This is a genomic window from Pseudomonas sp. VE 267-6A, from assembly GCF_024126555.1.
GTDB lineage: Bacteria > Pseudomonadota > Gammaproteobacteria > Pseudomonadales > Pseudomonadaceae > Aquipseudomonas > Aquipseudomonas palmensis.
On sequence record NZ_JAMYBY010000011.1, the window covers coordinates 1 to 12,716 of the forward strand.

Sequence of the window (12,716 nt, forward strand, 5' to 3'; positions counted from 1 at the left end):
GCCGGCTCCTACAGGTTTACCGTGACCTGTGTAGGAGCCGGCCTTGCCGGCGAAGGGGCCCGCTGCATTTCAAGGGCCAAGAAGGCCGATGTGCCGGCGAAGAGGCCCGCAAGGCCACAAAAAAAGCCCCGCCAATGGCGGGGCAAAGTGGTCGGTGCTAACCAACCAAAGGAGCTCTGAATCAGTTCGCCGCAGCCACGCTGTCGGTTTGCCAGCCACCACCGAGTGCCTTGTAGATCGCCACGATCCCGCGATACAGGTCCACCTCGCCCAACGCCTGCGCGTCCTCGGCAGTAAGCCGTTCACGCTCGGCATCCAGCAGCACCAGGTAATCCACCGTACCCTCGCGGTAACGAATCGACGCCAGGTCCGCGGCCTTGCGGCTCGCCTCGCTCTGGCGCAGCAGCGCCATCAGCCGTTGCTGACGCTTGGCGTAATCGCTGAACGCATTCTCCGACTCTTCCAACGCCAGCAGCACCTGCTGCTCATAGGTCGCCAACGCACCCTCGGCCTCGGCATTCGCGCCGCGCAGACGCGCCCGCACACTGCCCAGGTCGAACGCCGCCCAGGTGATGCTCGGGCCCAGTGCCCACGCCTGCGCCGCACTCGACCCCAACTGCGAACCACGCCCTGCGGTAAAGCCCAGGAAGCCGCTCAGGCTCACCCGCGGGAACAGGTCGGCCGTGGCCACCCCCACATTCGCCGTGGCCGCCGCCAGCTGGCGCTCGGCGCTGCGCACATCCGGGCGACGCTTGAGCAGTTCGCCCGGGTCGCCAATCGGCAGGGCCTTGGCAATCGCCGGCAACTGCGCCGGCGACAGGTCGACACTCAATGCATCCGGCCGCTGCCCCAGCAAGGTGGCGATGCGGTTGCGCGCACGCACCTGCTCGGCCTGCAGCTGCGGCACGCTGGCCTCTACCGCCGCCAGGCGCGCATCGGCGCGCACCACGTCCAGTTCGTTGCCAACCCCCGCATCACGCAGGGTTTCGGTAATGCCGCGCGAATCCTGCTGGGTCTTGAGGTTGGCCAGGGCTATCTTCTCGCGCAACTGCGCACCGCGCAGTTGTCCATAAGCATCAACCAGCTCGGCAATCAGGCTCACCTGCAATTGTTGCAGGTCGGCCTGGGCCGCGGCCTCCTGCGCCTCGCTGGCTTCCAGCTGGCGCTGAATGCGGCCGAACAGGTCAAGCTCCCAGGCCATGTCCAGGCCCAGGTCGTAGCGCTCGCTGTTGACCCGGCGGTCGGTCTGGCCAGGTATCTGACCCTTGCCCAGGTCGCTGCTGGCGCGGCTGGTGACGGTGGGCAGCGCATCGTTGCTCACATCGTCACGGATCGCCCGCGCCGCCTTCAGGCGCGCAAACGCCACGCGCAGCTCGCGGTTGTCGGCCAGCGACTGGCTCACCAGCTGGTTGAGGACCGGGTCGTCGAACTGACGCCACCAGATCGCATCGAAGCGGGTGCGGTCGAAGGCCGCCTTGGCCTCCTGCGCATCGGCCGCCGCCAGGTGCGCGGCGTCGGTGTGCGGGGCCTGGTAGTCCGGGCCGACCGCACAGGCGGCCAGGGCCAGTACCAGCAGGCTCGGTGCCCACAGTTTCAAGTGGTTCATGCCTGGTTCTCCAGCTGCAGCTGGCGGGCCGCCTTGCGGGCCTCGCTGCGCTCTACATAACGACGGATCAACACAAAGAACACCGGGGTCAGCAACAGGCCGAAAATCGTCACCCCGATCATCCCGGAGAACACCGCCACGCCCATGGCATGGCGCATTTCGGCGCCGGCCCCGGAGGAGAACACCAGCGGCACCACACCCATGATGAAGGCGAACGAGGTCATCAGGATCGGGCGCAGCCGCAGCCGGCAGGCTTCCAGCACCGCAGCCAGCGGGTCGAGCCCTTCGGCCTGCTTGTCCTTGGCGAACTCGACGATAAGAATCGCGTTCTTGCACGCCAGCCCCACCAGTACGATCAGGCCGATCTGGGTGAAGATGTTGTTGTCGCCACCGGACAGGATCACCCCGGTAATGGCCGACAGCAGGGTCATCGGCACGATCAGGATCACCGCCAGCGGCAGGCTCCAGCTCTCGTACTGGGCAGCCAGTACCAGGAACGCCAGCAGCACGCACAGCGGGAACACGAACAGCGCGGTGTTGCCGGCCAGGATCTGCTGATAGGTCAGCTCGGTCCATTCGAAGGTCATGCCGTTGGGCAGCTCTTCCTTGAGCAGTTTTGCCATGGCCTGTTCGGCCTGGCCGGAGCTGTAGCCGGGTGCTGCGCCACCGTTGATCTCGGCGGTGATGAAGCCGTTGTAGTGCATCACGCGGTCCGGCCCGGAGGTGTCGCTGACCTTGATGAAGGTCGCCAGCGGGATCATCTCGCCCTGGTTGTTGCGCACCTTGAGCTGGCCGATCTGCTCGGCATCCAAGCGGAACTGCTGCTCGGCCTGCACGTTGACCTGGTAGGTACGGCCAAAGCGGTTGAAGTCGTTGGCGTACAGCGAGCCCAGGTAGATCTGCAGGGTGTCGAAGATATCGTTGATTGCCACACCGTGGGTCTTGGCCTTCTCACGGTCGATGGCGGCATCCACCTGCGGCACATTCACCTGGTAGCTGGTGAACAGCCCGGCCAGCTCCGGCACGTTGTGGCTCTTGGCGATGATGTTCTGGGTTTCCTTGTACAGCGCCTCGTAGCCCAGGTTGCCACGGTCTTCGATCTGCAGGCGGAAACCGCCGATGGTACCCAGCCCCTGAACCGGCGGTGGCGGGAAGATCGCGATGTAGGCTTCCTGGATGTCGGCGTACTGCGCGTTCAACGTGGCGGCAATCGCCGCGGCCGACTGGCTGGGGTCCTTGCGCTGGTCGAACGACTTGAGTGCGACGAACACGATGCCGCTGTTGGGGCTGTTGGTGAACCCGTTGATCGACAGGCCCGGGAAGGCGATGGAGTCGGCCACACCCGGTTGCTTGAGGGCGAACTCGCTCATCTTCTTGATGACCGATTCGGTGCGGTCAAGGCTGGCCGCATCCGGCAGTTGCGCGAAGGCCACCAGGTACTGCTTGTCCTGGGCGGGCACGAAACCGGTCGGGGTGGCGGCAAAGCCCATCCAGGTCAGCACCATCAGCCCGGCGTACACGAACAGGGCGATGCCGCTGCTGCGGATCACGCGGCCCACGGTGCCCACGTAGCCATGGCTGGCACGCTCGAAGAAGCGGTTGAACGGCTTGAACAGCCAGCCGCCGAGCAGGCGGTCGAGCAGTTTCGAGAAGCGGTCCTTGGGGGCGTGATGGCCCTTGAGCAACACCGCAGCCAGCGCCGGCGACAGGGTCAGCGAGTTGAACGCCGAGATCACCGTGGAAATCGCGATGGTCAAGGCGAACTGCTTGTAGAACTGCCCGGTCAGGCCGGAGATGAACGCCGCCGGGATGAACACCGCGCACAGCACCAGCGCGGTGGCGATGATCGGCCCGGTCACTTCGCTCATGGCGCGCTTGGTCGCCTCCAGCGGGTTGAGCCCCAGCTCGATGTTGCGCTCCACGTTCTCCACCACCACGATGGCGTCGTCCACCACGATACCGATGGCCAGCACCAGCCCGAACAGCGACAGCGCGTTGAGCGAGAAGCCGAACAGGTGCATCACCGCAAAGGTGCCGATCAGCGAGACCGGTACCGCCACCAGCGGGATGATCGAGGCGCGCCAGGTCTGCAGGAACAGGATCACCACCAGCACCACCAGGATCAGCGCCTCGAACAGGGTGTGCACCACCGCTTCGATCGAGCCGCGCACGAACACGGTGGGGTCATAGACGATGCTGTAGTCCATGCCCTCGGGGAAGTCCTTCTTCAGCTCGGCCATCTTGGCGCGTACTTCGTCGGAGATCTCGATGGCGTTGGAGCCAGGGCGCTGGAAGATCGGGATTGCCACCGCCGGCTGATTGTTGAGCAGCGAACGCAGGGCGTACTGGCTGGAGCCCAGCTCCACCCGGGCGATGTCCTTGAGGCGGGTGATTTCACCGTCGGCGCCGGAGCGGATGATGATGTTCTCGAATTCCTCTTCGCTCACCAGGCGGCCCTGGGTGTTGACCGACAGCTGGAAGCTGGTGGCCCCGGGGGCGGGCGGCGAACCGAGCTGGCCGGCGGCCACCTGGCGGTTCTGCTCGCGAATGGCAGCCACCACGTCGCTGGCAGTCAGGTTGCGCGAGGCGGTCTTGTTCGGGTCCAGCCACACGCGCAGCGAGTAGTCGCCCATGCCGAACAGCTGCACGTCACCCACGCCACCCAGGCGAGCCAGCTCGTCCTTGATGTTGAGGATCGCGTAGTTGGACAGGTAGAGCATGTCGTAGCGGTTGTCCGGCGAGGTCAGGTGCACCACCATGGTCAGGTCGGGCGAGGCCTTGTCGACGGTGATACCGATACGCGTGACTTCCTCGGGCAGCTTGGGCTGGGTGCGGGTCACACGGTTCTGCACCTGCACCTGCGCGTTGTCCAGGTCGGTGCCCAGGGCGAAGGTGATGGTCAGGGTGATCTTGCCGTCGGCGGTGGACTGCGAGGACATGTACAGCATGTTCTCGACACCGGTGATGGCCTGCTCGAGCGGCGCCGCCACGGTTTCGCCGATCACCTTGGGGTTGGCACCGGGGAAGTTGGCGCGCACCACCACGGTGGGCGGTACCACCTCGGGGTATTCGCTGATCGGCAGCTGGAACAGCGAGATGCTGCCGGCGATCAGGATCAGCAGCGACAGCACGGCGGCGAAGATCGGCCGGGTAATGAAGAACTGGGAAAAATTCATCGGTCTGGTCCCTTAACCGCGTGGTGCCGCGGCACTGGCGAGCTTGACCGTGACCGGCTTGCTCGGGGTGCTGGCTTCCAGGGCCTGGCGTTGCTGGGCGAGGGCGGCGAGGGTGGTGTCGCTGGCCATCGGGGTTTCTTCAGGGCTGACCGGCGAGCCAGGGCGTACACGCTGCAGGCCCTTGACCACGATGCGGTCTTCCTTGCTCAGGCCGCTGCGCACGATACGCAGGCCTTCGAGTTTGGGGCCCAGCTCCACGGCGCGGTAATCGGCCTTGTTGTCCTTGTCCATCACCAGCACGAACTTCTTGCCCAGGTCGGTGCCCACGGCCTCGTCGTTGATCAGCACGGCCGAATAGGTGGCGCTGCCGACCAGTTTCAGGCGCGCGTACAGCCCGGGGGTGAACTGGCCGTCGCTGTTGTCGAACACCGCGCGACCGCGAATGGTGCCGGTCTTGGGGTTGACCTGGTTGTCGACGAAGTTCATCTGGCCCAGGTGCGGGTTGCCGGTTTCGTTGGACAGGCCCAGGTACACCGGGGTGCTCTGGCCGCGCTGGCCGTCGCGGGCCAGCTGGGTGTACTTGAGGTACACGCGCTCGTCGGCGTCGAAGTAGGCGTAGACCTTGTCGGTGGACACCACGCTGGTGAGCGCGGTGACATCGGCGGTGACGATGTTGCCGGCGGTGAACTCGGCGCGGCTGACACGCCCGCTGATGGGCGCGGTAACGCGGGTGAAGCTCAGGTTCAGCCTGGCCAGGTCCAGTTGCGCCTGGATCGCGGCCACCCCGGCGCGGGCTTCGGCGGCGGCACTGGTGCGCGACTCGGCGAGTTCGGCGGAAATCGCATTGCTGCTGCGCAGGCGCTCGCCGCGCTGGGCTTCGGTCTGGCTGCGGGTGGCGGTGGCGCGGGCTTGTTGCAGTTGGGCTTCAAGTTGGCGTACCTGAGCCTGGAACGGGCGCGGATCGATCTGGAACAGCAGGTCGCCTTTCTTGACCTGGGCACCTTCGGTGAAGGCTACCTGGTCGATCTGGCCGGACACGCGCGGGCGTACTTCGACGGTTTCGGGGGCTTCGAGGCGGCCGGTGAACTCGTCCCATTCGTTGATGGGCTGCTCCAGCACCTTGGCCACCGTGACTTTCGGCGCACCGGGCGCTTGCGGGGCCTCCGGGGTACGACCACAGGCACTCATCACCACCAGTGCCAGGGCAGCAAGGGGATAGCGCAAGGGTTTGAGTGAGTGTTCCATGGATAGATCCGCCAATGTATTGAGAGTGGGCGGATTCTGCGATTTGTAACTATTAACAACGAATCGAATGGGGCGAAGGTAACTATCATTCGGAATGATATGAACACCATCGCGGGTCAAGCCCGCTCCTACACGGACCGCGATGATCCTTGTGGGAGCGGGCTTGACCCGCGATGCAGGCAGCGCCGATTCGAGATGGGCTCAGGCCTGAGCCTTCTCCTCCTGCCCCTGACGCAACCGCGTGCTGATCAGCGCCGCCAGCACCAGCAGGCCGGCGATCACCCACAGCCCGTTGCGCGTGCTGCCGGTGGTCTGCTCGATCAACCCCATCACCGACGGCCCGACGAACCCGCCGAACAGCCCGCACATGGTCACGAACGCCAGCCCCGCCGCCAGTGCACTGCCGCTCAGGCGGCTGGACGGGAACACGAAGATGATCGATTGCACCACGAACAGCATCAGCGCCGTCAGCGAAAAGCCCACCAGCCCGATGAACGAGTTGGAGAACGAGGCAATCACCAGCCCCGCCGCCATGGTCAGCAAGCCGAAGAACATGATCATCCGGCAGCGGGTGGGGGTGGTGGCCAGGCGCGGGAAGGTCGCGGCGCCAATGGCGGCGGCAATCCACGGTACCGAGGTCAGCAGGCCGATCTGGAACGGCGACAGGTTGCCGTAGGTGCCGATGATGCCCGGCAGAAAGAAGATCACCGTGTAGATGGTTATCTGGTGCACGAAGTACACCGCGATCGCCAGCCAGATCTGCTTGTCGCGAAACATCTGGCTCAGGCGGGTCTGTGGCGGCGCGGCGGCTTTTTCGGCGCTCAGGCGCTGCTCGATATCGCGCTTGTCGGCCTCCGACAGCCATTTGGCCGAGGCCGGCCCGTCAGGCAGTTTCTTCCACACCACATACGCCAGCGCCACCGCCGGCAGGCCTTCGATCACGAACAGCCACTGCCAGCCATGCCAGCCCAGCAAGCCGTCCATCTGCAGCAACGCACCGCCCAGCGGCCCGCTGAGGATGTTGGCCAGGCACACGCCCAGCAGAAAGTAACCGGTGGCGCGTGCCCGCTGTTCGCGGTCGAACCAGTAGGTCAGGTACAGCATCACCCCCGGGAACAGCCCGGCCTCGGCCACGCCCAGCAGCAGGCGCATGATGTAGAACGAGGTCTCGCCCTGCACGAACGCCATGCCCGCCGACAGCAGGCCCCAGGTGATCATGATGCGGGTGATCCAGAAACGTGCGCCCACCCGGTGCATGATCAGGTTGCTTGGCACCTCGGCCAGCGCGTAGGTCAGAAAGAACAGCCCGGCACCCAGGCCGTAGGCAGCGGCCGACAGCCCAAGGTCGATGCCCATGCTGGCCTTGGCCAGGGCAATGTTGGTGCGGTCCAGAAAGCTCATCACGTAGACGATGACCAGCAGCGGCAGCAGTTTGCGCAGCAGCAGGCTGTTCAGGCGTTGTTCGGCAGGCACGGCGGGCGCGGCCGCCGCTGTCGCGGTATTGAGGATTGTCATTATTGTTAACCCCGGTATTGATGGTGCGGCCCGCCGACGCGCAGGGCGCGGCGGCGGGCTTGGGTGTCGATCAGGTGCGGGCGATGTCCAGCCACACCGGGCCGTTCGGGTACTGGTAGCGCTCCAGGGTGTCGGCGTGCATCTCGATGCTGTAGCCGGGGCGCAGTGGTGGCATGTAGCGGCCGCGGCGGATCACCACCGGGTCGATGAAGTGCTCGTGCAGGTGGTCGACGTATTCCAGCACGCGGTTGTGCAGCGAGGCCGAAACGCCGATGTAGTCGAACAGCGCGATATTCTGCACGTATTCGCACAAACCCACACCCCCGCCATGCGGGCACACCGGCACGTCGTACTTGGCCGCCATCAGCAGCACGATCAGCACCTCGTTCAGCCCGCCCAGGCGCGCCGCGTCGAGCTGGCAGAAGTCCAGCGCACCGGCCTGGAACATCTGCTTGAACATCACCCGGTTGTGGCAGTGCTCGCCGGTGGCCACGCCGATCGGCGCGATGCGCTGGCGAATGGTGGCATGGCCGAGGATGTCGTCGGGGCTGGTCGGCTCCTCGATCCACAGCGGTGCGAAGGCGGCCAGGCGGCGCATGTTCTCGATCGATTCGTCCACGCCCCACACCTGGTTGGCGTCCATCATCAGGGTGCGTTCCCAGCCCAGCTCGTCACGCAGGATGCCGGCGCGGCGAATGTCGTCTTCCAGGTTGGCGCCGATCTTCTGCTTCACGTGGGTCCAGCCATCGGCCACGGCTTCGCGGGTCAGCTGGCGCATCTTCTCTTCGCTGTAGCCCAGCCAGCCCGGCGCGGTGGTGTAGCCCGGGTAGCCTTCGCGCAGCATCTGCGCCTCGCGCTCGGCCTTGCCCGGCGCATTGCGGCGCAGCAGGGCGATGGCTTCCTCGGGGGTGATCACGTCGGTGACGTAGCTGAAGTCCAGGCAGCGCACCAGTTGCTCGGGGCTCATGTCGGCCAGCAGCTTCCACACCGGTTTTTCTTCGTGCTTGGCCCACAGGTCCCACACGGCATTGATGATGGCCGCGGTGGCGAGGTGGATCACGCCTTTTTCCGGGCCCAGCCAGCGCAGCTGGCTGTCGCCCACGGTGAAGTTGTGCCAGAAGGCGCCCATGTCGGCGGTGATCTCTTCCAGGGTCAGGCCCACCACCATCGGTGCCAGCGACTGGATCGCGGCCACGCAGATCTCGTTGCCGCGGCCGATGGTGAAGGTCAGGCCGTGGCCTTCCAGGGGGCTGTCGGTGTGCAGCACCACGTAGGACGCCGAATAGTCCGGTGCGCTGTTCATCGCGTCGGAGCCGTCGAGCGACAGCGAGGTAGGGAAACGGATATCGCGAACGCTCAGGTGGGTAATTCGAATGCTCATGGCGGGCTCTTGTTCTCGGTGACCACTTGGAGACCCGACTGTAGGTTGCCGAGCGATACGTGCATAATCGCGGTTTCCTAACCAGGGATACCGAATTCGATATGTCTGCGAGCCCTGAAGCCGATCCGCTGCTGCCACGCAGCCTTGGCGCGCTGAAAATTTCCAGCCGCCAGATCACCTTGCTCAACGCCCTGGGCGAGTTCGGCAACCTGCGCCGCGCCGCAGCGGCGATGCACACCACCCAACCGGCGGCGAGCCTGCTGTTGCAGCAGTTGGAGGAGCGCCTGGGCGTACGCCTGTTCGAGCGCCTGCCCCGGGGCATGCAGCCCACCCTGTATGGCGAGGTGATGATCCGCTATGCCCAGGGCGCGCTGCACGAGTTCGAGCACGCCCAGGCGCAGATCGCCGAACTGGCCCGCGGTGCCATGGGCCTGGTGCGGGTGGGCACGGTGATGGGCCCGGTGCCGCGCCTGCTGACCGGCGCGGTGCTGGCCTACAAGCGCGACCACCCCAAGGTGCGCATCAGCATCGAGGTGGGCACCAGCGACACCTTGCTGCCGGCGCTGCTGCGCGGCGACTTCGACGTGGTGCTCGGGCGCCTGCCCGACCAGGGTGACAGCCAGGACCTGGACATCGAGCTGTTCGACATCGGCGAGCAGATGCGCGTGATCGCCAGGGCAGGGCACCCGCTGGCCGGCGCCGCGGCGCTGCAACTGGCCGACCTGGTCAGCCTCACCTGGATCCTGCACCCGCTCGGCAGCCCCATGCGCCGGCGCGTGGAAAGCGCGCTGCAGGCCGGCGGCATGGTGCAGTCGCTGGACATCGTCGAGACCGCCTCGATCCTGGCCACCACCGCCATGCTCGAAGCCTCCGATATGATCGCGGTGGTGCCCAACGACGTGGCCGAGCATTATGCGCGCTATGGCATGGTCGCCATCCTGCCGGTGGAGCTGCCCATCAGCATGGTCAACCTGGGCCTGCTGACCCTGCGTTCGCGCCCACGCTCGGTGGCGCTGAACACCCTGCTGCATTACCTGCGGGCGCAATGACATGACCTGCGCCGCCATCTTCAGGAGGCACTGAGCCGATGCCCTCGGACATTACCCATTCCAGCTTCTGCAACTGGGTGCGCTTCAAGCACCTGGTGCTGATCGACACCCTGGCGCGCACGCGCAACATGCACGCCACCGCCTCGCGCATGAACCTCAGCCAGCCGGCCCTGAGCAAGATGCTGCGCGACCTCGAGGAGCAGTTCGGCTTTGCCCTGTTCGAACGCCTGCCGCGCAGCATGCCGCCCACCGAGCTGGGCGAGTACGTGGTGCGCTATGCGCAGAACGCGCTGGCCGACTCGCACACCTTCGTCGACCAGGTCAATCGCCTGCGCAAGGGCGGGCACGGCTTCATCAAGGTGGGCGGCATCTTCGCCGCCACCTCGGTGGTGCTGCCCCAGGCCATTGCCGCGATCAAGGCGCGCAGCCCGCTGCTGTCGATAGAAGTGGTGGAGCAGTCCAGCGACTACCTGCTGGCGATGCTCGAACAGAACAAGCTCGACCTGATGATCGGGCGCTTCACCGAACCGCGCTTCGCCCAGTTGTTCGACTTCCAGGCACTGGAGCCGGAGCCCTTCTGCCTGGTGGTCAACAGCAGCCACCCGCTCAACCAGCTCGAGATCACGCCGCTGGAGGCCCTGGGCGACTGGCCGTGGGTGCTGTACCCGGTCGGCACGCCGATCCGCGACCGCCTGGAGCGGGCGTTTCGCGCTGCCAACATCGCCACCCCCGCCGACAGCGTGGATACCATCTCGATGCCGATGTTCCTGCAACTGCTGCAGTCGGGGCCGATGATCGCCATGCTGCCGCGCTCGATGGTGGCGGCGCAGCTGGCCAGCGGTCAGTTTCGCGAGCTGCAGACCCCGCTGCACCTGGCACCGCTGGAGTACGGCATCATCACCCGCAAGGACCAGCCGCTGACCGGCTCGGCGCAGGTGTTCGCCGATATCCTGCTGGACTTCGCCCGCCAGCGCCGTCAAGCCGAGGGTCATAAAACGATCTATAAATGAAACGAGAATTCGCACTTCGATAACCCAGGGTTATCGCTTGATCGGATCATCTCATTGGGAATACGCCGGCCGGCTCCTTACAGTTGGTGCAGATTCGCCCGCACAAGACGGGCGTGATGCCATAACAAGAAGCTTGCCGTAGCGCCCTGAGAGGTCCCATGCACCTGATTGCCAGAACCCGCAGCAGCGAAGACCCTGCGGTCATCCGCCTCAACCCGCTGGACAACGTGCTGATTGCCCGCCAGGTGCTGCCCGAGGGCCTGCACCTGGACGCCGAGGCGGTCACCGTGCGCCAGTCGATCCCTTCGGGGCACAAGGTGGCCAGCCAGCGCGTGGAGCAGGGCGAGGCGCTGCGCCGCTATGGCCAGATCATCGGTTTTGCCTCGCAGCCCATCGAGGCCGGCGAACACGTGCATGTGCACAACGTGGAGATGGGCGACTTCGCCCGTGACTACGCCTTTGGCGAAGACGCCCACAGCGTGCCGGCCAGGGAAGCCTTCTTCGAAGGCATCGTGCGTGCCGACGGGCGGGTGGCCACCCGCAACTACGTGGGCATCCTGACCTCGGTGAACTGCTCGGCGACCGTTGCCCGTGCCGTGGCCGACCATTTTCGCCGCGATATCCACCCCGAGGCGCTGGCCGACTACCCCAACGTCGATGGCGTGGTGGCCCTGACCCACGGTGCCGGTTGCGCGGTCGACCCCAGCGGCGAAGCCCTGGGCCTGCTGCGCCGCACCCTGGGCGGCTATGCCGTGCACCCCAACTTCGCCGCCGTGCTGATCATCGGCCTGGGCTGCGAGACCAACCAGATCGAAAGCCTGATGCAGACCCAGGGGCTGACCGCCGGCGCCCAGTTGCGCGCGTTCACCATCCAGGGCATTGGCGGCACCTCCAAGACCATCGCCGCCGGTATCGAGCAGGTCAAGGCGCTGCTGGCCGACGCCAACCAGGTGCGCCGCGAGCCGGTCAGCGCCCGGCACCTGATCGTGGGCCTGCAATGCGGCGGTTCCGACGGCTATTCGGGCATCACCGCCAACCCCGCGCTGGGCAATGCGGTAGACCGCCTGGTGGCTGCGGGCGGCACCGCGATCCTGTCCGAAACCCCGGAAATCTACGGTGCCGAGCACCTGCTGACGCGCCGTGCGGTCAGCCGCGAAGTGGGCGAGAAGCTGATCGCGCGCATCCACTGGTGGGAAGACTACTGCCAGCGCATGAACGCCGAGCTCAACAACAACCCCTCGGCCGGCAACAAGGCCGGCGGCCTCACCACCATTCTCGAAAAATCCCTGGGCGCCGTGGCCAAGGCCGGCTCCAGCAACCTGGTGGACGTGTACCAGTACGCCGAGGCCGTGCGCGCCAAGGGGCTGGTGTTCATGGACACCCCCGGCTACGACCCGGTGTCGGCCACCGGCCAGGTCGCCGGCGGCGCCAACCTGATCGCCTTCACCACCGGTCGCGGTTCGGCCTACGGCTGCGCCCCGGCGCCGTCGATCAAGCTGGCCACCAACAACCGGGTGTTCGAGCACCAGGAAGAAGACATGGACGTGAACTGCGGCGGCATTGCCGACGGTTCCACCAGCATTGAAGAACGCGGCGCCTACATCTTCGAACAGATGCTGCGCATCGCATCGGGCCAGCGCAGCAAGAGCGAGCAACACGGCTACGGGCAGAACGAGTTCGTGCCGTGGCAGATCGGCGCCGTGACCTGATTGACCTTTCCGCACCCTTACAGAG

General features: G+C 65.9%; 8 protein-coding genes. 3 read left to right on the top strand and 5 right to left on the bottom strand.

Translation table 11 applies throughout. The features are described 5' to 3' along the window. Positions 1-181: 181 nt before the first annotated feature. The 5 genes from NJH59_RS14385 to NJH59_RS14405 all read right to left on the bottom strand — a co-directional run bounded on the left by NJH59_RS14385 (position 182) and on the right by NJH59_RS14405 (position 8,923). On the bottom strand, positions 182-1,606 hold the full coding sequence (locus NJH59_RS14385) for an efflux transporter outer membrane subunit (RefSeq protein WP_043864075.1): 1,425 nt from the start codon (positions 1,604-1,606) through the stop codon (positions 182-184). Beyond that, a complete protein-coding gene (locus NJH59_RS14390; protein ID WP_054914324.1) occupies positions 1,603-4,782 on the bottom strand; it encodes an efflux RND transporter permease subunit in 3,180 nt (1,059 codons plus the stop codon). The genes NJH59_RS14385 and NJH59_RS14390 overlap by 4 nt, the downstream gene beginning before the upstream one ends. A gap of 12 nt (positions 4,783-4,794) precedes the next feature. Then, entirely contained in the window at positions 4,795-6,027 is a 1,233-nt protein-coding gene (gene mexE, locus NJH59_RS14395; RefSeq protein WP_043864073.1) for a multidrug efflux RND transporter periplasmic adaptor subunit MexE, read from the bottom strand. A gap of 201 nt (positions 6,028-6,228) precedes the next feature. Further along, positions 6,229-7,542 (bottom strand): MFS transporter, encoded by a 1,314-nt coding sequence (locus tag NJH59_RS14400; protein WP_043864072.1) that lies wholly within the window; start codon positions 7,540-7,542, stop codon positions 6,229-6,231. 70 nt (positions 7,543-7,612) lie between these two features. Further along, the gene (locus NJH59_RS14405) at positions 7,613-8,923 is read right to left on the bottom strand and encodes an L-fuconate dehydratase (RefSeq protein WP_043864071.1); all 1,311 of its coding nucleotides are present in this window, start codon (positions 8,921-8,923) and stop codon (positions 7,613-7,615) included. A 101-nt stretch (positions 8,924-9,024) separates the two neighbouring features. Between NJH59_RS14405 and NJH59_RS14410 the strand changes: the two genes are divergently transcribed. From NJH59_RS14410 to NJH59_RS14420, 3 genes are all read left to right on the top strand, one after another. Then, entirely contained in the window at positions 9,025-9,972 is a 948-nt protein-coding gene (locus tag NJH59_RS14410) for a LysR substrate-binding domain-containing protein (RefSeq protein WP_054914325.1), read from the top strand. A gap of 38 nt (positions 9,973-10,010) precedes the next feature. After that, positions 10,011-10,982 (top strand): LysR family transcriptional regulator, encoded by a 972-nt coding sequence (locus tag NJH59_RS14415; protein WP_043864069.1) that lies wholly within the window; start codon positions 10,011-10,013, stop codon positions 10,980-10,982. A 158-nt stretch (positions 10,983-11,140) separates the two neighbouring features. After that, positions 11,141-12,691, top strand: a complete 1,551-nt coding sequence (locus NJH59_RS14420) for a UxaA family hydrolase (RefSeq protein ID WP_043864068.1) — start codon at positions 11,141-11,143, stop codon at positions 12,689-12,691. Positions 12,692-12,716: the final 25 nt, after the last annotated feature.

What these genes read in the sequence shown, in the direction of transcription:
- NJH59_RS14385 (WP_043864075.1), bottom strand. Translation starts at nt 1,606, where the DNA reads ATGAACCACTTGAAACTGTGGGCACCGAGCCTGCTGGTACTGGCCCTG.
- NJH59_RS14390 (WP_054914324.1), bottom strand. Translation starts at nt 4,782, where the DNA reads ATGAATTTTTCCCAGTTCTTCATTACCCGGCCGATCTTCGCCGCCGTG.
- mexE (WP_043864073.1), bottom strand. Translation starts at nt 6,027, where the DNA reads ATGGAACACTCACTCAAACCCTTGCGCTATCCCCTTGCTGCCCTGGCA.
- NJH59_RS14400 (WP_043864072.1), bottom strand. Translation starts at nt 7,542, where the DNA reads ATGACAATCCTCAATACCGCGACAGCGGCGGCCGCGCCCGCCGTGCCT.
- NJH59_RS14405 (WP_043864071.1), bottom strand. Translation starts at nt 8,923, where the DNA reads ATGAGCATTCGAATTACCCACCTGAGCGTTCGCGATATCCGTTTCCCT.
- NJH59_RS14410 (WP_054914325.1), top strand. Translation starts at nt 9,025, where the DNA reads ATGTCTGCGAGCCCTGAAGCCGATCCGCTGCTGCCACGCAGCCTTGGC.
- NJH59_RS14415 (WP_043864069.1), top strand. Translation starts at nt 10,011, where the DNA reads ATGCCCTCGGACATTACCCATTCCAGCTTCTGCAACTGGGTGCGCTTC.
- NJH59_RS14420 (WP_043864068.1), top strand. Translation starts at nt 11,141, where the DNA reads ATGCACCTGATTGCCAGAACCCGCAGCAGCGAAGACCCTGCGGTCATC.